This window comes from Limnothrix sp. FACHB-881 (assembly GCF_014698135.1).
GTDB lineage: Bacteria > Cyanobacteriota > Cyanobacteriia > CACIAM-69d > CACIAM-69d > CACIAM-69d.
This window is the reverse complement of the sequence record NZ_JACJSN010000002.1, coordinates 360,395-382,573: the sequence shown is the minus strand read 5'-3', so window position 1 is coordinate 382,573 and position 22,179 is coordinate 360,395. Positions and strand designations below refer to the sequence as shown.

General features: G+C 57.2%; 21 protein-coding genes. 6 read left to right on the top strand and 15 right to left on the bottom strand.

Annotation, left to right across the window (positions count from 1 at the left end; all coding sequences use genetic code 11):
* Window positions 1-132 precede the first annotated feature (132 nt).
* From H6G52_RS04110 to rpsP, 4 genes are all read right to left on the bottom strand, one after another.
* Window positions 133-2,496, bottom strand: coding sequence for a GUN4 domain-containing protein (locus H6G52_RS04110; RefSeq protein ID WP_190526600.1), 2,364 nt, complete (start codon window positions 2,494-2,496; stop codon window positions 133-135).
* Window positions 2,497-2,613: 117 nt separating this feature from the next.
* Window positions 2,614-3,570 (bottom strand): PhoH family protein, encoded by a 957-nt coding sequence (locus tag H6G52_RS04105; RefSeq protein ID WP_190526598.1) that lies wholly within the window; start codon window positions 3,568-3,570, stop codon window positions 2,614-2,616.
* Between the two features lie 2 nt (window positions 3,571-3,572).
* A complete protein-coding gene (locus tag H6G52_RS04100; RefSeq protein ID WP_190353474.1) occupies window positions 3,573-3,947 on the bottom strand; it encodes a KH domain-containing protein in 375 nt (124 codons plus the stop codon).
* 166 nt (window positions 3,948-4,113) lie between these two features.
* Window positions 4,114-4,371, bottom strand: coding sequence for a 30S ribosomal protein S16 (gene rpsP / locus H6G52_RS04095; protein ID WP_099533799.1), 258 nt, complete (start codon window positions 4,369-4,371; stop codon window positions 4,114-4,116).
* 413 nt (window positions 4,372-4,784) lie between these two features.
* Here rpsP and bchM point away from each other — a divergent pair, with 413 nt between their 5' ends.
* From bchM to H6G52_RS04080, 3 genes are all read left to right on the top strand, one after another.
* A complete protein-coding gene (bchM, locus tag H6G52_RS04090) occupies window positions 4,785-5,489 on the top strand; it encodes a magnesium protoporphyrin IX methyltransferase (RefSeq protein ID WP_099533801.1) in 705 nt (234 codons plus the stop codon).
* 53 nt (window positions 5,490-5,542) lie between these two features.
* A complete protein-coding gene (locus tag H6G52_RS04085; protein WP_190526596.1) occupies window positions 5,543-5,710 on the top strand; it encodes a hypothetical protein in 168 nt (55 codons plus the stop codon).
* Window positions 5,711-6,815: 1,105 nt separating this feature from the next.
* Window positions 6,816-7,016 (top strand): replication restart DNA helicase PriA, encoded by a 201-nt coding sequence (locus tag H6G52_RS04080; protein ID WP_234406970.1) that lies wholly within the window; start codon window positions 6,816-6,818, stop codon window positions 7,014-7,016.
* A 114-nt stretch (window positions 7,017-7,130) separates the two neighbouring features.
* Here the strand turns inward: H6G52_RS04080 and H6G52_RS19005 are convergent, their stop codons facing one another.
* The 11 genes from H6G52_RS19005 to bioB form a co-directional block, all read right to left on the bottom strand.
* Complete coding sequence (locus H6G52_RS19005) at window positions 7,131-7,622, bottom strand: SH3 domain-containing protein (RefSeq protein ID WP_190353476.1); 492 nt, start codon at window positions 7,620-7,622, stop codon at window positions 7,131-7,133.
* Window positions 7,623-7,838: 216 nt separating this feature from the next.
* Complete coding sequence (locus H6G52_RS04070) at window positions 7,839-9,350, bottom strand: AAA family ATPase (protein WP_190526594.1); 1,512 nt, start codon at window positions 9,348-9,350, stop codon at window positions 7,839-7,841.
* Between the two features lie 246 nt (window positions 9,351-9,596).
* Window positions 9,597-10,259: an ABC transporter ATP-binding protein gene (locus H6G52_RS04065; RefSeq protein ID WP_190526592.1), complete on the bottom strand. Its 663-nt coding sequence runs from the start codon at window positions 10,257-10,259 to the stop codon at window positions 9,597-9,599.
* 11 nt (window positions 10,260-10,270) lie between these two features.
* Complete coding sequence (locus tag H6G52_RS04060; protein WP_199312141.1) at window positions 10,271-11,533, bottom strand: ABC transporter permease; 1,263 nt, start codon at window positions 11,531-11,533, stop codon at window positions 10,271-10,273.
* Window positions 11,534-11,624: 91 nt separating this feature from the next.
* The gene (locus tag H6G52_RS04055) at window positions 11,625-13,175 is read right to left on the bottom strand and encodes an efflux RND transporter periplasmic adaptor subunit (RefSeq protein ID WP_370567664.1); all 1,551 of its coding nucleotides are present in this window, start codon (window positions 13,173-13,175) and stop codon (window positions 11,625-11,627) included.
* A gap of 284 nt (window positions 13,176-13,459) precedes the next feature.
* Complete coding sequence (locus H6G52_RS04050) at window positions 13,460-14,146, bottom strand: TetR/AcrR family transcriptional regulator (protein ID WP_099532379.1); 687 nt, start codon at window positions 14,144-14,146, stop codon at window positions 13,460-13,462.
* A 125-nt stretch (window positions 14,147-14,271) separates the two neighbouring features.
* Window positions 14,272-16,035 carry an N-acetylmuramoyl-L-alanine amidase gene (locus tag H6G52_RS04045; protein WP_242026168.1) on the bottom strand — a complete coding sequence of 588 codons (1,764 nt, stop codon included), beginning with the start codon at window positions 16,033-16,035 and terminating at the stop codon, window positions 14,272-14,274.
* Complete coding sequence (locus H6G52_RS04040) at window positions 16,036-16,866, bottom strand: thioredoxin domain-containing protein (RefSeq protein WP_190353480.1); 831 nt, start codon at window positions 16,864-16,866, stop codon at window positions 16,036-16,038.
* Window positions 16,867-17,039: 173 nt separating this feature from the next.
* Complete coding sequence (gene lspA / locus H6G52_RS04035) at window positions 17,040-17,519, bottom strand: signal peptidase II (protein WP_190353670.1); 480 nt, start codon at window positions 17,517-17,519, stop codon at window positions 17,040-17,042.
* A 124-nt stretch (window positions 17,520-17,643) separates the two neighbouring features.
* Complete coding sequence (locus H6G52_RS04030; RefSeq protein ID WP_199291359.1) at window positions 17,644-18,201, bottom strand: biotin transporter BioY; 558 nt, start codon at window positions 18,199-18,201, stop codon at window positions 17,644-17,646.
* A 137-nt stretch (window positions 18,202-18,338) separates the two neighbouring features.
* Window positions 18,339-19,454 carry a biotin synthase BioB gene (bioB, locus tag H6G52_RS04025; protein WP_190526590.1) on the bottom strand — a complete coding sequence of 372 codons (1,116 nt, stop codon included), beginning with the start codon at window positions 19,452-19,454 and terminating at the stop codon, window positions 18,339-18,341.
* Between the two features lie 110 nt (window positions 19,455-19,564).
* Here bioB and H6G52_RS18710 point away from each other — a divergent pair, with 110 nt between their 5' ends.
* The 3 genes from H6G52_RS18710 to H6G52_RS04015 all read left to right on the top strand — a co-directional run bounded on the left by H6G52_RS18710 (window position 19,565) and on the right by H6G52_RS04015 (window position 22,105).
* Complete coding sequence (locus tag H6G52_RS18710; protein WP_255508484.1) at window positions 19,565-19,696, top strand: hypothetical protein; 132 nt, start codon at window positions 19,565-19,567, stop codon at window positions 19,694-19,696.
* 108 nt (window positions 19,697-19,804) lie between these two features.
* The gene (gene psb27, locus H6G52_RS04020; RefSeq protein WP_099532375.1) at window positions 19,805-20,209 is read left to right on the top strand and encodes a photosystem II protein Psb27; all 405 of its coding nucleotides are present in this window, start codon (window positions 19,805-19,807) and stop codon (window positions 20,207-20,209) included.
* A gap of 318 nt (window positions 20,210-20,527) precedes the next feature.
* On the top strand, window positions 20,528-22,105 hold the full coding sequence (locus H6G52_RS04015) for an ATP-dependent DNA helicase (RefSeq protein ID WP_190526588.1): 1,578 nt from the start codon (window positions 20,528-20,530) through the stop codon (window positions 22,103-22,105).
* Window positions 22,106-22,179 lie beyond the last annotated feature (74 nt).

The window sequence follows — 22,179 nt, the reverse complement described above, 5'->3', positions numbered from 1 at the left end:
ATGGCAGACCGTTTGACCCCAGCCAACTAGCGGTCGCCACAGCTCCTGGCTCTTAAGCTTTACCTTTCTTCACTCTCAGCCCCTTGCGTCTATCCGGGGAACACAGTATCTACGACTGTGGCCTGCTACAGTTCACAAGCCTCGATGCGAAAGAAGAGAAGACCCCAGACCGTGTACCGCAAGAATTGGAAATTCAAAAACCAATTCAAGAACGGGGAGCTCTCCTTTAGGCGAGAAACGGGAGTTCATTGTTAGTGCAGCTCGACTCTTCCAGTCGTTATTCTTTCGCCATCCCACTCGCGTGCAAAAGTCCTCCCAAATCCTATCACCCGGATACTCGCCATCCAGCTTGGCTCCACAGGCTATGTAAATCTCCTTTTGCACCGAAAAGCCAAACTGGCCTTGGCTGTGTTTCACCCACAACCGATCAATCGCCAACAATTCCTCACAGGGAAAGTTCAAAAGTTCCTCACTCGTGAACCAATCCCCCACTTCCTTGCCTACCGTAGCGATCATCAGCCGATAGGTTTCGTTATCCGCCTCGTCCCAGTTGCCTGCAATCATCAGGGCTTCTAGCTTGGCGTAGCGGGCATGAGTAGCCGCTGGCTTCAAGCGTTCCAGAGCCGCCAGCTCCGCCGCGGACAAACGTTGACGATCGATTAGCAGCAAGCTTTCGGCAAACAATTGCGGGGCCTGTTGCGCCGTCAGTTCCATAAAGCTGAGGGGATGTTTCAGCAGTTCAGCATAGAGCAACAGAGTCGGTTTCCAGGTTTCCAGACCAAGGCGATCGACAATTAAGCTTTCATCTCGTCGCCGCACCAGTTCCGAAGCAGCTAGGAATTCCTGGAAGCCCAAGTGGGCAAATTCATAGACCTCATCATGCTTTACCAACAGCTCGCTAACATCCACCATTTGCGCCAAGAAATCCGCTGCGTTTACATCAAAATTACGCTCAGTGAAAGCAGCTTGCATGATGCCCAATAAGTCGTCTTTTTCGATTTGTTTATGGGCAGATTCTCGGGCATCCGCCGTAGCCCGCAGCATCATTTCCATCGCCACTCGTTGCAACACTTCGCGCCGCTGATCGATCGACTCCAATAACAACTCAATATTGCGGGCTTGGGGTCGCCAGCCAAGCTGAATTTCACAAATTTCTCGATAGAGCTGCGATCTCCGACTGGGCAACTCGGCACTTTGCTTGATGCTATGAAAGCGACAGATCATGTTCAGCATCAACGGATTGCGCGGCAAGCGTCCCAAGTCCTCGGGACGCGCGGTGATTGCCTTCCACAGGCGATCGGCATCTCGCTCCGCAAACAATCGCTGATCGCGGGTGGGGCGATCGCCCTGAGAATACCGACTGAGATACCACCGATGAATGAAGAGTTGTTGTTGGTCGGGTTCCAGTTCCTCAACAACATAGGTTTCGGGTTTGTCGCGAAAATCTTCGGTGTAGGCCCGGGGACGCGAGGTGATGATGAACACCGCATCGGGATACTGTCGCATTTGGTCACTTAACCATTGGCTGACCACGGGGCGATCGCCCGCTGGCACTTCATCAAACCCATCAAACATCACCAATGCTGTGCCTTGGTTCAGCAAATTGGCGGCCCAACTGGGGGGCGGATTGAGGGCTTTGCCGCCGGGCAATCCTGGCAAGTGGTAATGGGTCAGCAAGTCTGGCAAGTTGGGTGGATTTTCTTTGGTTAATTCCCGCCGACAATCCTTTAGAAACAACAAAAATGGAATGAGTTTAGGCGCACCTTTTTGGCGATAGGTTCCCTTGCCATAAACATAGGCTACATGTTTGAGCAGGGTGGTTTTGCCCGATCCGCCCAAGGCCCGTAGCGCTAAGTGACGGTTCGCTGCGCCGCGATCGACCCGCTTGAGCAAATCCCAAATTTCGCCCTTACCCGGTGCGCGATCGCCTGAGTCCCGCAACCATCGCTCGGGGCGATCGCCCGTCACCCTGTAAACCGGCGTGAGATTCAGCGGAACAAAGACCTTTTCCAGTTCCGGGCGAAACAACATCGATCGCTCACCCCGATCCAAGCCCACGGGAATATCTTGTTGGCAATCTTGGGCTTGCCGCTTCAGATATTGGGCCTCAAAGTCGGACAGTTGCCATTTCAGGGTTTCATTGAGCGCATCGAGCCACGCCACCAATGCGCTGGCATCCTTTTTGGCGCGATCGGCGTAGATTTCCGACAGTTGCTCAATGAAGTTTTTGCTGTAGATACCCCACACGGCCGTGACCAGTGTTACCCCAGCAGTCACTACCGCCTGTGTCCATTCCTGCTTCAGCAAAAACCCCCCAAACAGCCAGCCGCTCCCACCCAGCGGCATCCACTGAATCAAGGGTTGGACGATTTGCCGCTGCACAAATCGTTGCTCAGCCGTTGGGCGGCCCTTCGCGTCCGGTGCGGCCGACTTTGAATCGGGGGCTTTTTCGTCCTGCTTGGGTTCCGGCTGAGGCACAGCAGATTCGTTCGGCATCACGAGTGAGAGAGGCGAGACTTAAGCCCATTATGCCGAATCACGGATTTTGATGAGAGACAGGCGATCGGGAAGACTTGTGAGCGGCGAAGTGGCTGCGGTGTGCGGAAAATTGCCCTACTGGCCGGCTTCGTGACGTTCGTAGGCGGTGACGATCCGTTGAACCAGCGGGTGGCGCACCACATCGGCGCGGGTCAGTTCACAAAAGGCGATCCCCTCAACATTTTTGAGAATCCGTTGGGCGATCGCCATGCCCGAGGTTTGGTGCTCCGGCAAGTCGGTTTGGGTAATGTCCCCGGTGACAACCATGCGCGATCGAAACCCCAGCCGCGTCAAGACCATTTTCATTTGCGCTGGCGTAGTGTTTTGGGCCTCATCCAAAATCACAAAGGCATTGTTCAGGGTGCGACCGCGCATATAGGCCAACGGAGCCACTTCCACAATGCCCCGCTCCATCAGGTTGGCCACCTTTTCCGGGTCGATCAGTTCGTATAGCGCGTCGTAGAGGGGGCGCAGATACGGATCAATTTTTTGTTGCAGGTCGCCGGGCAGGAAACCCAGTCGCTCGCCCGCTTCCACGGCGGGACGGGTGAGGATCAGGCGCTCAAATTCACCAGCCAGCAACGCTTGCACCGCAATCAGGGCAGCAAGGAAGGTTTTGCCCGTGCCCGCCGGGCCGGTGCAAAAGATCAGGTCGTGATTGCGGATGGCTTTGATGTAGCGCTGTTGGCGAAAGGTTTTGGCGTGGATGTTGTCGCCACGTCGGGTGCGGGCGATCGAGTCCTGGTGCAAGTCCGCCAGCTCACCGAGCCGATCGGTTTCGATCGCCCGTTTCGCCGTCAGCACATCCGCTTCATCAATCCGCTGCCCGGCGCTCCAATAGATTTCTAAGGCCTTGACGATTTGTTGGCACAGGGCGATCGCCTTGTCGGGCCCAGTGATTACCAACTCTTGGCCGCGCATCACCAGGGTTGTGCCCGTGTGTTTGGCGAGGGCCTTGAGGGTTTCCTCGCGATGGCCCGCCAGGGTGACGGCGCTGGTGCTGCTGCCCAGGTCGATCGACAGGGGAGCCACCGCTACCGCCCTCGGTTGGGTCGATCGGGTCGCGATCGCCGTCGGTCACCCCCGCGATCGCCCCGGCCCCGGCTGTTGCCGTCTTCTGAGGGGCCCTCGCCCAAGCTGTAGCCGCCATACACGTCCAAAAAGGCCGCGCGACCTTCATGGTGGGCCGCCAAGTCCAAAACCGTGCGGATTGATTGGATGGTTTTGCCGCTGCGCCCAAACACCCGTCCCCGATCGGCCGGGTCAAAGGCCACCCGCAGCCAAACGTTGTTGCCCGTATGCTCGCAGTCAATCCGCAAAGCATCGGGCACTTCCAGCAACGGTTCAATCAGGTATTGCACAAGCCCCTCGTAGTCGATCGAGGGGCTTGGATTCGTCGAAGTTGTCAAGCGGAACTCCGGCTACTCGAAAATGATTAGGGGCAAAGCCACCGGGGCGATGAACGCGATTCAGTGGGGCGATCGCCCGAGCCTTGCCAAACAACAGGAGCAGGCTGCCGGCCAGTCGGGAAGGGAGAGGAATCTCGACAGACCAGAAAACTGCACCTCCAACCCACTAGGCGTTAGCGGCCTTCAGTTGCTCAAAAATGTTGGCCTTTTCAAAGATGCTGCGCACGGTGTCGGTGGGTTGAGCACCAGACTTCAGACGCTCGATGATCCGAGGCACTTCCAAGCGCGTTTCGTTCGTGCGGGGATTATAGAAACCCAGTTCTTCCAGGGCGCGACCATCGCGGCGCGAGGTACTTTGCATCACCACGATGCGATAGCTGACTTCGCGTTTTTTGCCGAGGCGCTTGAGGCGAATCTTAACCATGGGGGCTGTTGCAACCGAATCGAGTGTAACGACTGTCGTTTTTGGGAGCAAACGACAAAAGACAAAGCTTGATTCTACGCGCTGAAGCCAGATCGAGGCTAGGGGGTGGCCAGGATTTTTTCAGCGATCGCGGCTGCGGGTCTCTCTATAATCAAATGCGGCAATGAATTTTGCTCATTTGCGGCCATGAATTCGGTGCAGCCGTCGTGCAATGCAGCGGTCAATGATGGCGATGATGGCGATCTACAGCAGTTGCCATTCGGCCATAGTTGCCTTGCCCATCAGCGCCCATGGGTGACCACCCATGCCACTGGTGACGATCCACGCCGACCCACGGCCAGGCCCTGGCGACCATCCTGGTCCTTAGCATCCAACTTTTGAGATCACTCTACCCAAGATTTACGCAATTCCCTATGAGCAGCGCCACCAGCAACAAGGGCAACGACAAAGCCATCGTCAAGGACTATTTCAACACCACTGGGTTCGATCGCTGGCGGCGCATCTATGGCGACGGCGACGTGAACAAGGTGCAACGCGACATCCGCGAAGGGCATCAACGCACGGTGGATACGGTGGTCTATTGGCTGAAGCAAGGAAGCAAACTGGCGGGCCAAACCATCTGTGATGCGGGTTGCGGCGTGGGTTCCCTGAGTGTGCCGTTGGCGGAGTTGGGGGCGATCGTTTCGGGTAGCGATATTTCCGAGGCGATGATCGGTGAGGCCAAGGAGCGTGCGGCCAAGCTGAACTTGGGCGATCGCCTGAGTTTTGAAGTGCAGGATCTTGAGGCGATCGAGGGTTCCTACGACACCGTAATTTGCTTGGATGTGTTGATTCACTATCCCGACCAAGACATTGAAAAAATGATTGGGCATTTGGCCAGCCTTGCCCAGTCGAAGCTAATCCTCAGTTTTGCGCCCAAGAGTCCGGTTTATGTGCTGTTGAAAAAAATTGGCGAGCTGTTCCCCGGCCCCAGCAAAACCACACGCGCCTATTTGCACCCGGTGCGGGATGTGGTGCGAATTTTGCGGGCCAATGGGTTTGAGGTCAATCGGCGGGAGTTCATTGGCTCCCAGTTCTATTTCTCGCAAATTCTGGAGGCTGTCCGCCCACAGGAATAGGCGCAAGGCATAGGCGCAAGGCATAGGCGCGAGCAATCCGTGGGGCAACAAACATGGATGCGGAGTCTAGCGCGGCTCGATCGGGATGTAATCCACCAGTTACATCCCACCCAGTGGCGTTCCAGCCGCTCAACCCCACCCACTACAACCCAGCAACCCAATCGCAAATCGAAGTGGGGCAAGGGGCTGAGGGTTTGTTGTCCAATCGCCTGAACCCCTGATTTCACGGTGACAATCTCGTGAGGGACAAGGGGCTTAAGCCCCTTGTTACGACGACTGTGGGTGACGACTGCGGGCATGGAAAATTAACCACTTCTCACTGATTCCAAATTGCAAACTTTTTGCCAGAAACTGATCGTTCATCCACAAAATGCTTCACGGCCCTTTTGGGTGGAAATTCCCTAGAAAAGCTTAAGAAAACCAAAACTTTTAACAGAGATAAACAGAATTGAAGTTTCATCAAAAGTAGGTAAAACAATATTAAGTAGAACACCAATCCCAATCTTGATCAGATCCCAACATTGCATTGACCCAGATCACAGATTTTTAGCTGCACCTTTGCCATGACGACCCGATCGAGTCAGTCATAGTTGCCGTCTGAACAGTTGCAGGCCGCCGCTTCTCTTAAGGGGAGAGTTTGCCGAAATATCGACTGAGTTTTGATTGGGACTCACTTGGTATCAGAGGTAACCAATTAGGGATCGCGTCATTCGGAGGAACCGATGTCTTTAAATTGAAAGGAATTGTTGCTAAATTCCCCCGATCCCCGATCGGCTATTCCATAATGCTAAGAACGAGAATGAATTAACCCCTCGATTCCATGATTGGTTTTGATCACCCTTGTTTCCTGCTCTCAAAACCAGTCGCGTCGCCTCTGAAATTGCTTTTTAAGGCATTCTTCCGCTGAGGTTTGTGGTTGGTTGGCTGCCGGCCATTTACTGAATTTGTTGAAGTTATTGACAGTGCTATCTGCAAGGTCGTGAGGAGTCGAAAACGACGGAAATGCTCGAGAACAGCCCTTTCAGTCCCCTACCGCTCGAACTGGACTAATTGAATTGGGCGAATGGAGATCGCGCTCAAATGGATTCCGTCGTTTTTTGAGTTTTCTTGGTCAACGGGATGACTCGGCTCATATCTGTGTTGTTTTTCGTTGTTTTTCGTTGCTGATCGCGTTTTTTTATCACTGGATGTGAAGGATCGATCGCCCAGATCCGGTGCTTCCGCCGCAAATGCTCCTTGCCTTGGGGGGGCGATCGCACCTTCAGCCCATCCGCCGTTTAGACAAGCCCGTCGATGCCTCGGTTTAGTTCCTCAAATTTTTGCCAGATGGTGACCACAATGCTGACCGTAGAAACGATTTACTGCCCCAACTGTGGTTCGCGTGCAGAGCGTCATCGGATTCGCACAAGCAACGTGATTCGCACCCAGTGCCATGCCTGTGACTATTTGATGGTGACTTGCTCGCTCACGGCTCGGGTGTTGGAAGCCTACGCGCCGGGCATTGCGATCGCCCAACGATCGGCTTAAGTTTTTGCCCAATTCATCATTCGCCCAATTCATTCAGCCCAGAACTGGGTGGATTGGGCTAGTGAATCGGGATGATTCATCCAGGGTCTTAATTCAGCTCATTAATTCAGCTCATTAATCCAGTCGGCGGGTGTTGCCGCTGCGAACCCAGCCCTCGGGGCCGCTTTCGCCCAGGCGCACCCGCTGCCAACGTCGATCGGGACTGTCTCCCAAGACAATGACCCGATCGTTGTAGTCCACACTGCCCAGCCTTGCGCCCGATCGATTGGGAGTCGATCGCAACACCAGCCCGATCGGTTGGGTCACCCGGGCCCGATAAGCACCGGGGGGCAAGGGCGACGGCGGCGGCAAAACTGGGGCTGGGGCAACTGCGCTGCTGGGCGGTGGGGGCGGGGTCACCACTGCGCCGGGTTTGGGATCGTTGGCAAAGCTGGGACGCGGCGGGGCCGTGGCAATTTGGGTGACGATGTAGCGAACGGCAATCACCCCACCGGCAGCCAAAAAGGCGATCGCGATCGCGATGCCACTAATGAGGCTGACCAGCCCGCGCAATAGTTTCCACAGCCAACGCACGATCGTTTGCGACTCCCGATGAGGATCAACCACCAACCCGTCCAAAATATTTCGCTAACCGATTTAGCCCAGAGATTTAGCCCAGAGATTTAGCCCAGAGATTTAGCCAGATATCCAGTCAGCTATCTAGCCAGGATATCCTGCGATTCAGCCCGTATTTTCCCCTAGAACCCGTTCTGATCAGGGCGGAAATTCGGCTAATTTGGCTAATGCAGCTCGTTCAGCCCATTCAGCCCGATCGATCCAGAATTAGCCCGAGAAGGAAGACAAGCCGCCTAAGGTGGTCGATCGGGATGCTAACCGCGCTTTGCCCGCGGCCGCCCATTGCTGAAGGGCTTCGATCTGCTCGCGGGCCGTGCGAGCCAGGGGCACAATTTGGCTAACGGCGGCCACGATGTCATCGGTGGTGAAATCGCGGTTTTCGCTGAAGCCAATGTGCATCGCTTCCACGATCGCCTGTTCAATTTCGGCCCCGGAAAAGTCCGGTGTTTCGTAGGCCAGGCGATCGAGGTCGTAGGTTTTGAGATTGTGGGGGCGCAGTCGGCTTAAATGCACCTCAAAAATTTCGCGGCGCTCCGGCTGGCTGGGCAATCCCACAAAAAAGATTTCGTCAAATCGCCCTTTCCGCAACAGTTCTGGCGGCAAGGACTGGATATCGTTCGCCGTCGCCACCACAAAGACCGGCGATTGCTTTTCCGCCATCCAGGTGACAAACGTGCCAAAAACCCGCGAGGCCGTGCCGCCGTCGCCCTTGCTGCCCAATCCGGCGAAGGCCTTGTCGATTTCATCAATCCACAGAATGCAGGGGGCGAGGGCTTCCGCAAGCTGAATGGTTTGGCGAGTGCGGGATTCAGACTCACCGACCAAGCCGCCAAACAAACGCCCCACATCCAACCGCAGCAAGGGCAAGTGCCAATGGTGGGCGATCGCCTTGGCCGTCAAGGATTTGCCAGTGCCTTGAATCCCCACCAACAACAGCCCCCGGGGATGGGGCAGGCCGTATTGGCGGGCCCGCTCTGAAAATGCGCCCCCACGCCGCAGGAGCCAGGCTTTCAGGTTGTCTAGGCCACCAATGTCGGACATTTGTTCCGTGGCGGGGCAAAAGTCCAAAATTTGGGTTTGGCGGATCGATTGGCGCTTTTCTTCCAGGATCAGATCCATGGTTTCGGGGGGCAGGTTGCCGTTTTGGGCGATCGCCCGGCCCAACACCCGCCGCACCCGATCGAGCGAGAGGCCTTGGCTCGATCGCACCAAGTCTTCTAAGTCTCGTCCTTCCAAGGTTTGGCCCGTGGCGGTCGCTAGCCGTTGCACCTCTTGGCGCAGTTCATCGGCGGCGGGCAGGGGAAATTCCAACACTGTCAGCACTTCGCTGAGGTCTTCGGGAATTTGCACCTGCGGGGAAAGGAGCACGATGTTTTTGGGTTGGGCCTTGAGCGATCGCGCCAAGTTACGCAATTTGCGGGCGATCGCAATATCATCCAAAAATCGATGAAAATCTCGCAAAATAAAGACCCCCGCCGCTGAATCGGGGAATTTCTCTAAAAATTCCAGCGCTTGCAGCGGATTGCGCTTGGCCGCTCCCAAATCATTGGGACTGCCGCTGTAGCCTTCCACAAAATCCCAAACATAAACCCCACGATTGCCCTGGCTTTGGGCACATTGGGCGATCGCCTTTTCTACCCGCTCCTCTTCGGTGGTGGGGATATAAATCAGCGGATAACGGGCCCGCAATAGCAGCGAAAATTCCTGAAAAAAATTCATATTAATGACCTACTCGCCAGCGGCCGAGTCCGAAATGCTGAAGTTGGCTCTAGGGCGCTTGCACGGCTTCTCTGCCCGCAATTCAGCATACCGCCTCTATTGTTGAGGCGTGTGTTGTGGCTTGTGTTGCGGCCTGGGTAGGCGGCCCAATTCTGAGGTTGGTTGTCAAATGGCTCAAAATCCCAACTCCACCGTTAACGGATCGTGGCGGATGAAATCGTTGAACCCGATCAGGGCTGCTATCAGCTAGTCCACAATTAAACCGTCGCGAATTTGAATTTTGCGTTGGGTGCGATCGGCGATCGCTAAGTCGTGGGTAATCAGCACAATGGCAATTTGTTGCTGATGCAATTGATCAAATAAATTCATCACTTCTTGGGTGGTTTGGCTGTCCAGGGCACCGGTTGGCTCGTCCGCTAACAGCAGGGATGGCTGATTGATCAATGCTCGGGCGATCGCCACCCGTTGTTGTTGTCCCCCCGACAGTTGATTGGGCCGGTTATGGAGTCGATCGCCCAACCCCACACTCACCAAGGCGGCTTCGGCACGGGCCCGGCGATCGGCTTTGGGAATGCCAGCATAGACGGCCGGTAGCATCACATTTTCCAGGGCTGTGGCGCGGGGCAACAAGTTAAATTGCTGGAAAACAAAGCCAATGCGTTGATTGCGAATGTAGGCTAATTCTGTCGAATTCAGCGCAGTTAAGTTGCGATTTTCAAAGGTATAGGTTCCTTCAGTGGGGCGATCGAGGCAGCCAATAATATTCATCAGAGTTGATTTGCCCGAACCCGAACTCCCCACGATCGCTAAGTAGTCGTTGGCGGGAATGTCCAAATCAATGCCCTTCAAAATGGGCACGCTGGTTTCGCCCAGTTGATAGGTTTTGGTGATGTTTTGGAGCGTAATCATGTGGAATTACCTCACTCGCTGCGGAGGGCAGTAATTGGGTCGAGGCGGGCCGCATTACGAGCAGGAATTACCCCCGCCGCCAAGCCCACCAGCGTGGATAGCCCAAACCCGATCACCACAGCACCCCCCGAAATCACCAAGGCAAACTGAAAGGCCGTAGCCGCCACCACGGTGACACCAATGCCCAGCACAATCCCGATCGTGCCACCTAGGACAGAAATGGTGACGGACTCCACCAAAAACTGACTGAGAATGGCGCGATCGGTTGCCCCAATCGCTTTGCGAACCCCAATTTCGCGAGTGCGTTCCACCACCGAAACCAACATAATATTGGCGATGCCGATGCCACCCACCACCAAAGAAATCGCCGCAACAGCCACAATGGTGGTGGTGAGTAATCCCAAAATGGTGGTCAAGGTTTTGAGGATATCGGCCTGGTTGGTGACGCGAAAATCATCATCGGCGGGCGACATGATTTTGTGGCGCAATCGCAAGATATTGGTAACTTGAAATTTCAAGGTTTCTAACTGTGATTCATGCTGACTTTTAATAAAAATGCCATTCACAGAAATGCCCGTGAGCGCATTCCTGCCTATCGTGCGGGCTGACATGGTAGTTAGGGGAATATAAACCGCATCATCGCGATCTTGCGGCCCCTGGGAACCCTTAGCCTCCATCACGCCGATCACTTTGTACAGTTCACCGCGAATGCGAATTTTTTGACCAATGGGATCGATATCCGCCGGAAACAAATTCCGCTGCACTGTGGGGCCAATCACCACCACTGAAGCCGTTTCATCGAGTTCCGATTGGCGGAAAAAACGTCCCACTTGCGGATAGGTATTGCGTGCATCTGGAAAGCTCAAATCTGCGCCATAGGCCGTAGTAGAGGTGTTGGTTTGATTGAAAACCACCTGCACAGGCCGTTGTAAATAGGCCGCAACGACGGTGGCTGAGGGGGCTTGCTGGGCGATCGCCTTGGCATCTTCCCAGGTGAGGGTGCTCACCGATCCCATGGCTTGCACCACGCCGCCACTTTTCGCCGAACCAGACATCACTTGCAACACATCGGTGCCAAGGCTGCGAATGCTGCCTTCCGTGGACTTTTGCACGCCCTGCCCGATCGAGGTAATGGAAATCACCGATGAAATTCCAATAATTACCCCCAACATGGTTAAGGCGCTGCGGAGCTTGTTATTCCAGAGGGATTCGATCGCCATTTCCATAATGTCGATCGCCGAAATCGTTAAGTGATTAGGCTTTGCTTGGGTCATGGCAACATTCATCAGCCATTGGATAGAATCAGTCCCGATCGGTTAGTTCAGACCGACCGAATTTCAGCAGTCAAAATTGCAGCCCAAAATCCTAGGGAGGCGGTGGCGCTTTGGGCAGAATGCTGAAACCTTTTGAGCCAGAATCCAAATTGCTGGGTGGGCTGACTAAGACTTGCTCATTCCCCTGCAATCCGGTCTTCACTTCGGTGGAACCTTCGACTGTCACGCCGGTTTCAATCTTGCGAAAAACCGGGTTACGATCGGCTCCTAAAATATAGACACCTTCACCCTCCGCTCGGCGCACCACAGCCGCATTAGGCACGAGCAGAGCACTGGCAAGTTGACCAATTTCAAACTCCGCTTCGACATTCATGCCGGCTTTCAATTTGTTGGACTGGGCATCATCGATCGCAATGTAAACTTCAAAGCTCGTCACATTTTGCGAGACCGTTGCCTTCGGGGCAATTCGGGCAACACGACCCCGAAATTGCTGATCGGGAAAGGCATCGACTTGAATGCTCACGGGCTGATTGAGGCGAATATTGCGAATTTGTGCTTCGGCTAAATTCACCACCACTTCTTGGCGATCGCTCGCCAAAATCAAAATTGAAGAAGAAGATGCCGATTCGCTGCCGCCCGCGACCGATGGGCTAACGAATGAACCCACATCGGCATATTTCTTAATCACAATTCCATCAAACGGAGCGGTGATTTTGGTGTCTTGCAGTTGGGTTTGAATCGATCGCAAATCGCCGCGCGCCGACTGCACTTGGGCCTTGGCTTGGGCAATATCTTCTACACGGCTGCCTGCTTTGAGCAGCGCAACGGCTTGTTGTTGTTGACGCACGCGGGCGATCGCCTGGGCGATATCTTCTTGGCGATTGCCGGCCTGCTGAAGTGCTAGGGCTTGGGTTGCCTCGCTTGCCTGTCGTTGCGCCACCTCATAGTCCGTGCGTTTTTGGTCGAGGGTCTGAGCCGAAATCGCCCCGTCCTGAAAAAGTTCCTGATAGCGCTGGTAGTCGGACTCGCGCTGCTTGAGGGTGGCTTGGGCTTGCTGCGATCGCGCTACCGCCTGGGCAATTTCCTGGGGGCGATTCCCCGATCGCAACAGTTGCAAATGGGCCTGGCGCTCTGCCAGTTGGGCCTCCGCCTGGGCGATATCTTGGGGGCGATTGCCTGCCATCAGCCGCGCCAGGTTCGCTTGCTGCTGGGCCAGTTGGCCCTGGCGCTGCATGAGCTGGCCTTGTAAATCCGCGTCGTCCATGAAGGCGATCACTTGGCCCTGACGCACCCGATCGCCTTCCTTCACGAGCAGCGCTTTGACAATACCCGCCGTCTTGGGGCCGAGGTTAATCGATCGCTCCGCCGCGATCGTCCCATTGGCGGCGATCGTCACGGTCACGGTTTGGCGGTGCACCGGCTGCGTCAACATCACCGTGGTTGAGCGATTGCCCCCCGTCAGTTGAGCCGCCACACTCCCCCCACCAAACAGCAGCAGCGGTACGATCGGCAGCCCCCACTTGAGCCAGCGCCCGCGATCGGAGGGCTGCTGAGGTTTGGCGGTGGGCCGGTTGCCAAGGAGGTTGGCAGCGCCGGACAGTCGAACAAGTCTAGAACGGAGATTGGATAAGACGTTTGACACAATCGGGTTCTCCAGATAAGCGCTGGGGGACTGTCTGAGGGGCGGTCTCAATCACGGCCTTGAATCATCAAAAAGTAGATGGAGCGATCGCGGCGGGATCCTTGAGCGATCGCAAGGCGATTAAGCGCGATCGCAAAGCGTTTTGAGCGGTTGGTCGGGGACGGACATTCATCAAAAGTTAGTACTTACTTATTAATTGAGCAAAAAAAATTGCCTTGAAAATGCTTCTATTGCCTGAGATTAGGTGTTGATCGGGGGACTAAAAGGCGATCGCTGTTCTGGGTTCAGCCCGCTGGTGGGTTCTCCGGTGCGATGCCCGCCCAAAGGATATTGATTAGACTGGCCACAAACTGTGATGGTTCAATTCGGCTTTCTGGTTTCACCTCGGGTTGTTGGGACTCGGGTTGAATCGCTGCGGGCCGTTGCGTGAACGGTGGCATCTGGGGCATCGACTGAACCATTGGGGGCAGCTCATGGGCGATCACGTAGTTGATGATGCTGCCCACGAGCAGGTGAGCCAGCGCCATCGAGTCGATCGCCCGCAACCAGCCCCCCGCCACGGCCCGTTCCAGAAACAGGGCCAACAAACGGCTATCGCGCACCGGGGGCGGTGGCAAGTGGGGGGAGTGCGGCGGATGAGGCATCTTTTTTTGCGCCATCATCATGAACACCCGTGGCAGGCCTTCTTGATAGAACGCCAACATTTCGCCACAGATTTCCGTCAACTCGGCTTTGATGTTGGCGGTGGGCTGGCGATCGGACAAGCGCTTCACCCAGTCGGGCGTTTCTGTCACCCCCATGGCGGCTAAAAACAGGGCTTGCTTGGTAGGAAACCGTTTAAACACCGAGGCTTCCGAAATGCCAGCACGCCGGGCAATTTCCACCGTTGAAGCCTTCACGCCTTGCTCCAAAAACACCTGACGAGCGGCAGTCAAGATAGCTTCGTTGGTGATTTTGGGTGGGCGAGGCATAAAAAGTAAGCACTTACTTACTCAACAGTTTGAACAATTCCCCAGCCATCGTCAAGACCCCAAGGGCAATCGCACCCGCCTAGCCCGTGGAGATGAACGACGAGTGATGACTGACGGATCTTCGCTCAGTTCGGTGCGAGGCGATCGAACCAGGTTTCTAAGCTCGCGGCGATCGCCTCCGCCAACCGATCCTGCTCGGCTGGATTGGTAATCCACTCGGATTCGGTGGGGTGGCTCATAAAGCCCAGTTCCATCAAAACGGAGGGGGCGATCGTGGGGCGAGCCAGGGCCAGGTTGCCCCAAAACACGCCGTAGGACGGGCGATCGAGTCGGCGGGTCAGCTCGTCATGCAAAAACTGCGCCAAGTCCTGGGCTTGGGCGTGATACCAAAACATGCCGATCCCTTGGGTGGTTTCGGCGTTGCCGTCGTCGGGCAAGGCGTTGTAGTGCACCGAGAGGGCGATCGTCGGTTCCAGTTCGGCAATTTGAGCCAGGCGATCGGGAATGGGCAAATCTTGATCGGTCGATCGGGTCAGCACCACCCGCGCCCCGCGCCGCTCCAGGGCTGCTTGCAGTTTCAGGCTGGTTTGCAGGTTGGGGGTCTTTTCGGGAATGCCCGCCGCATTAATCGCGCCCGACTCCCGGCCACCATGGCCCGGATCCAACACAATCGTGATCCCCGAGAGGGGTGATCGCCCCGATCGCACCGGAGGATGCTTAATCCGCCAATGAAGCACATTGCCTTCGTAGCGCAGAGTCCAGCCCCAAGCCTGGGCGGTGGCTAACCGGGCCCGATATTCCAGGCGATTTCCCGGTAACACCTGCCAGGTGAGCTGACTGATGGCCGGGTTGCGTTGCAAAAAGACGGTATCGGTTTGGGCGATCGCCTGATGCAGCGTCAACACCAAGTCTTGATTCTCTTGGCGCACTTCCACGGGCACTGGTTCGCTCAGGGGCAACTGCACTTCCACGGCTGTTCCCTGATTTTGGGCCCGAATCCCTTGCACCACCGCTTGTAGGGGGGTGGAGCTGGGTTCGATCGCCACTTCACTGGCCTGGATCCAAGCCCCATAGCTGAGGCGTAACCAATCGCCCTGGCGAGCGGCGATCGTGGCTTGGCTGCCTTGGGGCAAGGGGGTGAGGCGGCTGTGGTTCGTGCTGGGGCCCGTGCGCGCCACCCCCCAAGGAACCGTCACCCGGGCCCGATCGCGTCGATCGCGCGGCCAAACGGTGATTCGACCGCGAGGGGTCATGGGCATTTCGCCATCGATGTAAAACCGCACCTGGCCCCAATCATCGGGGCGATCGGGCGTGAAGCAGCCCTCATAGGTGGTCAACGATGGTGGCGGGGGATCGCTGCCCGTCAGTACCGAAGAATTGGGTAACGGCGATCCAGCGGATGGGCGGGGCAACATCGGAAACGTCCGTTCCGCCACCCGCGCATCAATGGTCAAGTTGGGCCGCCCCGTCACCCGCAGGCAAATTGGCTCCCCGATCGGCCAGCCCCAATCGGCCATCGGCTCCAGGGTGGCCAGGGGTGTGCTCAACAACGGCTGATTGGCAATGCGGGTGATCGTGCGAATTTCCGTGCGATCGCCCCAGCGGATTTCAAATCGGTTGGGGCCAAGCTGTAGCGGAAAACTGGGGGCAAAATGCCCAAAAGCACTGCGATTCACCCCTTGGCCATTGATCGTGACCTCACCGGTGGGTGGCGCAGTGCCTAGAAAAAAGATGCGATCGCTCGAGGTTTGATGACCCTCCGGCGGATAAACCAGCCGTAATTCCGAGGAACTGGGGGCCGGCTGGGCGATCGCCACCCCCGCCCATAGCAACGGCGCGATCGCCCCCACCATCAGCCGGGAAGCGCCCCCCAGTTCCCACGGTCTCATTTACTTGCTAGCCCGCTCAAAGGCGGCCTTGAACGCCTCAGGACTGGGCGCACCCTGCACCGGTTCACCGGCCATCAAAAAGGTGGGAGTGCCTTCCAAACCCAAGCTTTCCGCCAACTCAGCATCGGCGGTCACGGCTTTTTTGGCCGCCTCGCTGTTGCGATCGCGCTCAAATCGGTTCAAATCTAATCCCAACTTCTTAGCCAATTCCCCATACAAGCCATCGGCCAAACGCGATTGGTTGGCAAACAGTTCATCGTGATATTCCCAGAACTTGCCCTGTTGCTGGGCAGCCCAAGCAGCCTGGGCAGCGGGAACCGCCTGGGGATGGATGCTGGTGAGGGGGAAATGCTTAAAGGTCAGAATCACCCGATCTTGATAGTCCTCCATGAACTGCTTCAGGGGAGCCAAGGCCCGACCGCAGTAGGGACATTGAAAATCGGAAAACTCCACCAACAGCACCCGTCCTTTGCCAAGGGTGGGAGAGTTGCCAATCACCTTTTTCGGGTCAGATTTGGCATCGCGGGCGAAGTTTTGCCGCAATTCCCGCTGCTTTTGGGACTGCTGCTGGTTATAGTCCGCCACGGATTCCAAAATCACTTGCGGATTTTTGCGGATCACGTCCAGCACTTTGGCTTCAAAGTCCGCATCCACATTGCCCCCAGCGGACAGGGCGATCGGCTGGCAAGCCACCAAGAAGACGGTGGTGGACAGGGCTAAGGCTCCGGCTCCGGCCCAAAAGCGTAGGGAGGATGCCCGAAACAACCAATGGGCCAGGGTTTGAAAAAAGGTTTGAAAAAGGGTTTGGAGGGTCTGGAATGCCTTGAGCATGGGCCTGAGCCTAAATGAAAGATCCTGAGAGCGATTAAAAAACAAACGGAGCAACGGCCAGCGGCGCAGACAACCCGACGGCGGCAGGGTGACCCAATCAGCGGCCCAAGCGCCGCCCTGGGGCCATGATCTGTCCCCGCCAAGACGGATAGGGGAGGCCATTGGCCAGTTCCTTAGTCGGCGGTGTTGGGGCGATCGGGGCGTTGCAACATGGCAATCAACAGACAAATGATGCCCACATTAATCGACACATCCGCCAGGTTAAACACTGGGAACCGAATCAGCCGGAAATCCAGAAAATCAATCACATGGCCCAGGGCAAAGCGATCGATTCCGTTGCCCAATGCGCCCCCCAGCACGAACCCATAGCCCCACTGTTCCCAGCGGTTCATGCGCGGGCTGCCCAGGGCCAGGGCCATCAGGGCCGCACTGACCGCCAACGAGAGCCACCGCAGCCAGCCGCTGCCCTGGAACAGGCTGAAGGCCGCGCCGGAGTTGACCACGTAGGTGAAGTGAAACCAACCGGGGATCAGCGGGATGGTCTGGGGCGGAATCGTGAGGGCGAAGGTGCTGGCGACCCAGGCTTTGGTGATGCGATCGACCCCGACGCTGGCAACGGCCACCACCCAAAACCAGCCATTCTTGGAGACCAGGCGGCCACAGGATTTGGCCCAGGCGGGAATCGGTTTGGATCGAGACTCTGGCACCGGACTATCCACAAAATTCAACGGTGGCGGTTCTCTGGGGGTGATGGGATGCCCGCAGGATCGCCAACTTTCAGTAGAACACGAGATGTCGAAAAACTGAAGCGATCGTGGCGGCGGCACAGGCGGCCACCAGTTGCCCCGGCAAGACCGCTTGGGAGTAGGTGGTGGCGATCGCCTCAAATTCGTTGGCTCGCAGGGCCATGGCATACAACAGCCCCACCCCATGGAGCACCACCAACCCGATCGCGCAGCCGATCGCCAACTGCTCCACCTTGGGCGGCCCCAAAAAGGCCCAGCGCCCGCAGAGCCACCCGGCCGGCACAAAGCCCAAGAGATAGCCAAAGCTGGGTTCTTGGATATATTGCCAACCGCCGCCCCCTTCAAAGATGGGCAACCCCGCCAACCCCAACAGCAGGTAGGCAATTTGCGAGAGGGCCGCCGCCGTCCCTCCGCCCAAGCAGGCCACCAGCAACAATGCCGCCACTTGGTAGCGCGTGCCCAAAGACACCACCCGCACCCCCTCTTGGAGCCAATCCCAAGGAGCCGTGGGCACAAAGACTTCCACAAAGGAGGCGGCGATCGAGAGTAAGACCCCGATGGCCGCCCACAGCAAGGTTTCTAGGCGCATGACGATCGCCCCATTAACGCCCCATTAACGCCCTATGAATACCCCATTCACGCCCAAGGGAGCGCAACCGCCGGGGTCAACATCCGGGCGATCGCACTCCCGATCGTTCACTTAACCCGATCGTTCATTTGAATCATTTAAATCGTTGCAGCCGTTGCGCCAACGACGGGCGCTTCGCCACCCACCAGGCCCAATTCCGCTAACATTTCATGATCCTTCTCGGGGGGTTGGCCCATGGTGGTCAGGTAATGGCCAATCAGCATGGCGTTCAACCCGGCTTTCAGACCCAGGGCTTGTAGCTCACCCATCACCACTTCTCGGCCACCCGCATAGCGCAGGATTCGATCGGGCAAAATCATCCGGAAAATGGCGATCGCCTTGGCCGCTTCGTAGGGATCCAGCTTGGGGCGATCGCCCATGGGCGTGCCAGCTCGGGGGTTCAGCAGGTTCAGCGGAATCGATTCCACCTCCAGATCCCGCAGCGCCAGGGCCAAATCCACCCGGTCTGCCCAGGTTTCGCCCATGCCCAAAATGCCCCCGGTGCAGGCTTGGATGCCCGCCGCTTTCAGGGTTTTGATGGTGGCAACGCGGTCTTGCCAGCTATGGGTGGTGGCCACGTTCGGGAAAAAGGCCTCCGACGCTTCCAGGTTGTGGTTATAGCGCGTCACACCCGCTTCCTTGAGGGCTTGGGCCTGATCCGCATTCACTTCACCCAAGGCGCAGCAGGGCTTGATGTTGGTTTCCGCAATAATTTGCCGCACCGTTTCCAGAATTTGTTCAAATTCGCTTTCCTGGCGACCGCCATACTTGGGGCCGCGCCCTTGGCTCACCAGACAAAAGCGCTTGGCTCCGGCGGCTTCGGCGGCCTTGGCTTGGGCCAAAATTTCTTCGGGAGTCCGCAAACCATAGATCGGGGACTCCTGACCGGGGTGGTGAGCCGACTGGGCACAAAAGGAGCAATTTTCCGAGCAGGAACCGGATTTCACGTTGCCGATGCTGCACAGGTCAACCACGTTGCCGCAGCGGGCTTGGCGCACGCGATCGGCCGCGGCACAAAGGGCCAAAATATCTGCCTGATCATCAATTTGGGTCAGGATCAGGGCCGTGGCTCGATCGATCGCCTCGCCTGCAATGACTCGATCGGCCAATTGATCTAACCACTGGCCGAGCACCGCACCCGTGAGACCCTCAGACACAGCAGACGGCTGCCAAGGGGTGGCCGATCGAACCGAAGACGGAAGCGCTTGAACCACGGCTGACTCCTCCAACAAAGAAACCCAAAGAACCCCCAACGGCCCCATCCACCACCAGATCCATTGCGCCAGATCCATATTCGGAGTTGGTCATCAGCACAGGACAGCCGATGCCCTTCCCGAGTGGCGGAAAACAGGCCACGGGTGACTCCAAATTGTACACGGTTGATTCGCTGCCCACCCTTGGCCCTCCGGGGCGATCGCCTCGATGGGGCGATCGGGCTGGCCATCCAGCACGGTAGGATAGGGCTTAGTTTGTCAAGCGCTCGGTCTGTGGCAATGGCTACCATCGATTCAGCCCGTGGCTCAAAGTCTTGGCATTAAAAGCACTAGCAGGTTTTTAACGTTTTATGAAGCGATTTCTCTCTGGGCTACTGGCGCTGGTGATGGTGGTGTCGATCGGCCTGACGGGCTGTGCGGCGGGTGACTCGGCCAACGGCATCAGCGGCAACTACCAAGCTGATACCCTCGCCTTGGTCGGCAGCCTGCGGAATGCCATCACCATGGCCGATAGCGATCCCGCCAAACGAGCAGCCCAAGCCGATGCTCGCGCCAAAATCAATTCCTATGCTTCCCACTACCGCCGGGATACCCGCGTGGCTGGGCTAAATTCCTACACCACCATGCGCACGGCTTTGAATTCACTGGCGGCCCACTATTCGGCCTATCCCAACCGCCCCGTGCCTGAAAAGTTACAAAAGCGTTTGGAAACTGAGTTCCGGCAAGTGGAAGCGGCCCTGAATCGAGGCGCTTAGGAAAGTTTCGATACACTCAATACACTGAGCATGGGGCGGTTCGATCGCCCCATTTTTGTCGCCTTCGTTGGCCTAGTAGCGTGACAGGTTTAATCGATTGGGTCAAAGTCGCGAAGTCAGTCGTAGTAACAAGGGGCTTAAGCCCCTTGCTGCCTAACAAGCTGGTGACGGCAACAGTCATTTGATTGGACCTATCAAAATAAGCTTGACGCACTACTAGCTCAATCAAAGGCCTAGCTCAATCAAATTCTGTGGATTACCCCCCTAGTTGCACCCTTGGGGGGTGAAGATGCCCGCCCTGGGTCGTGGGAGCTGAGAATGCTGGAAGTTGAAGTCCACCAACAGTTACGCGCGTTTTTGCGGGCCTGTGGCGATCGCCCCTGGCTGCATCACCTAACCCTGGCGCGGTTGGTGGCGCGGGTCTTGCGATCGGGCCGCAGTTCCCTGATCCAAGGGGGCACGGCCGTGGCCGCCGGCCGCCATCGCCTCAGCTATCTGGCTCCGGCCCTGCTCTGCGAGCAGGCGGTGGTGTTGGTGGTTCCCCCGGCGGTGCAACAGCGGCTTTTAGAGGTGGACTTGGCTCGGTTGCGGTTGTGGCTGGCCCAGAGCGATCGCCCCTTGCCTCCGGTGCATTGCCTGGTGGATCAGCCCCCGGAAGCCGCACAGGCCCTGGCGGCCACCTTGCGGGCCGATCAACCGGGTCTCTGGATTTTGTCCCCCAGCCAGTGGCTGGCCGATCGCCTGGAACTGTCGGGCCAGCGATCGCGCTTGGCCGGCCTGCCCACCCTGATTGATGGGGCCGATGATCTGGAGCGCTGGACGCAAGAAACCCTGCGACTGGACATTAGCCCGGCCGATTGGCATCGGTGGCGTTTGGCCTGTCCCGATCGCGCCCAGGTCATCCATGACTTGGAAGTGGCGATCGCCCATGGACTGCTACAACATCCCCCCAATCCCTACGGCGCTTGGCTGTTGGATGAGCCGGAAGCGGCGGCCTTGCTGCAAACATTGCGATTATTGGCGGTTCAACTGCCGCCCCTGTGGCGAACGCTGCTGCACCGGGCCGGAGACCAGCAATGGCCGATCCTGGCCCAGCCCGATCGCCAAACGGGGCAGTTTCACCTGCAATGCCAACCGATCGACGTGGCCGAAATCTTGCGCCCCCTCTGGCAAGCCCAGCCGATCGCCCTGATTGGCAGCTTCCTGGATTTGGAAGTGGAAGCTCCCTTATATCAAGCGCGGTTGGGGCTGGACAACGGCGATGAGCAGCGGCTGACCTGCTTGAAATTCACGCCCGATCGACAGCAAGAGGCGATCGGGTTCTATTTACCCGAGCAGTTGCCCCTCCCCAACACCCCGCAATTTCAGGCGGCCCTGATTCAGCAGCTCTATGCCCTGTTGGCTTGGCAAGGGCCGACCGGCTTCACCGTGGTGTTGGTGGGAGATGTGCCTCTCAAGGGCCGGCTGGCGGCTCAACTGGCGGCGGAATTTGGCTCCCGCGTCCAACTGGAACGCACCGCCCCCGATGACAACGGCATTTTGGTCACCGGGTGGGACTTTTGGCGCAACCACAGCGATCGGCTGCCCGCTCCCCACCTGCTGGTGATTGCGGCCTTGCCCATTCCCTCCCTCGAAGATCCCCTGGTGGCCGCCCGGGTCAGCGCCTACAAGCGCCAGCGTCGGGACTGGTTTCGCTGGTATCTGTTGCCCTCGGCCCTTAGCGATCTGCAACGGTCGATCGCGCCGTTACGGGAGCGATCGACCCCTGATCCCAATGCGCCCCCGCTGTTGGCCCTGCTGGACACCCGGGTGGTGCGCCGCAGCTATGGCTCCCAGGTGCTGGCGGCCTTGGATCCCGTGGAGCGGATGAACGACCTTGAACCCCGTTGGCTTTAAATTTCCAGAAATTTCCAGAAATTCCCAGGGCAGCGCCGACGGGCTAGAAATCTGAATCCAAAGTTGAAGAATTC

Bases quoted from the DNA above. Each gene is read 5' to 3' on its own strand.
- H6G52_RS04060 (WP_199312141.1), bottom strand. From the start codon at position 11,533: ATGACCCAAGCAAAGCCTAATCACTTAACGATTTCGGCGATCGACATT.
- H6G52_RS04030 (WP_199291359.1), bottom strand. From the start codon at position 18,201: ATGCGCCTAGAAACCTTGCTGTGGGCGGCCATCGGGGTCTTACTCTCG.
- psb27 (WP_099532375.1), top strand. From the start codon at position 19,805: ATGAAGCGATTTCTCTCTGGGCTACTGGCGCTGGTGATGGTGGTGTCG.
- H6G52_RS04045 (WP_242026168.1), bottom strand. From the start codon at position 16,035: ATGAGACCGTGGGAACTGGGGGGCGCTTCCCGGCTGATGGTGGGGGCG.
- H6G52_RS04015 (WP_190526588.1), top strand. From the start codon at position 20,528: ATGCTGGAAGTTGAAGTCCACCAACAGTTACGCGCGTTTTTGCGGGCC.
- H6G52_RS04065 (WP_190526592.1), bottom strand. From the start codon at position 10,259: ATGATTACGCTCCAAAACATCACCAAAACCTATCAACTGGGCGAAACC.
- bchM (WP_099533801.1), top strand. From the start codon at position 4,785: ATGAGCAGCGCCACCAGCAACAAGGGCAACGACAAAGCCATCGTCAAG.
- H6G52_RS04050 (WP_099532379.1), bottom strand. From the start codon at position 14,146: ATGCCTCGCCCACCCAAAATCACCAACGAAGCTATCTTGACTGCCGCT.
- H6G52_RS04085 (WP_190526596.1), top strand. From the start codon at position 5,543: ATGGATGCGGAGTCTAGCGCGGCTCGATCGGGATGTAATCCACCAGTT.
- H6G52_RS04080 (WP_234406970.1), top strand. From the start codon at position 6,816: ATGGTGACCACAATGCTGACCGTAGAAACGATTTACTGCCCCAACTGT.
- H6G52_RS04040 (WP_190353480.1), bottom strand. From the start codon at position 16,866: ATGCTCAAGGCATTCCAGACCCTCCAAACCCTTTTTCAAACCTTTTTT.
- H6G52_RS04070 (WP_190526594.1), bottom strand. From the start codon at position 9,350: ATGAATTTTTTTCAGGAATTTTCGCTGCTATTGCGGGCCCGTTATCCG.
- H6G52_RS18710 (WP_255508484.1), top strand. From the start codon at position 19,565: ATGCCCTTCCCGAGTGGCGGAAAACAGGCCACGGGTGACTCCAAATTG.
- H6G52_RS04110 (WP_190526600.1), bottom strand. From the start codon at position 2,496: ATGCCGAACGAATCTGCTGTGCCTCAGCCGGAACCCAAGCAGGACGAA.
- rpsP (WP_099533799.1), bottom strand. From the start codon at position 4,371: ATGGTTAAGATTCGCCTCAAGCGCCTCGGCAAAAAACGCGAAGTCAGC.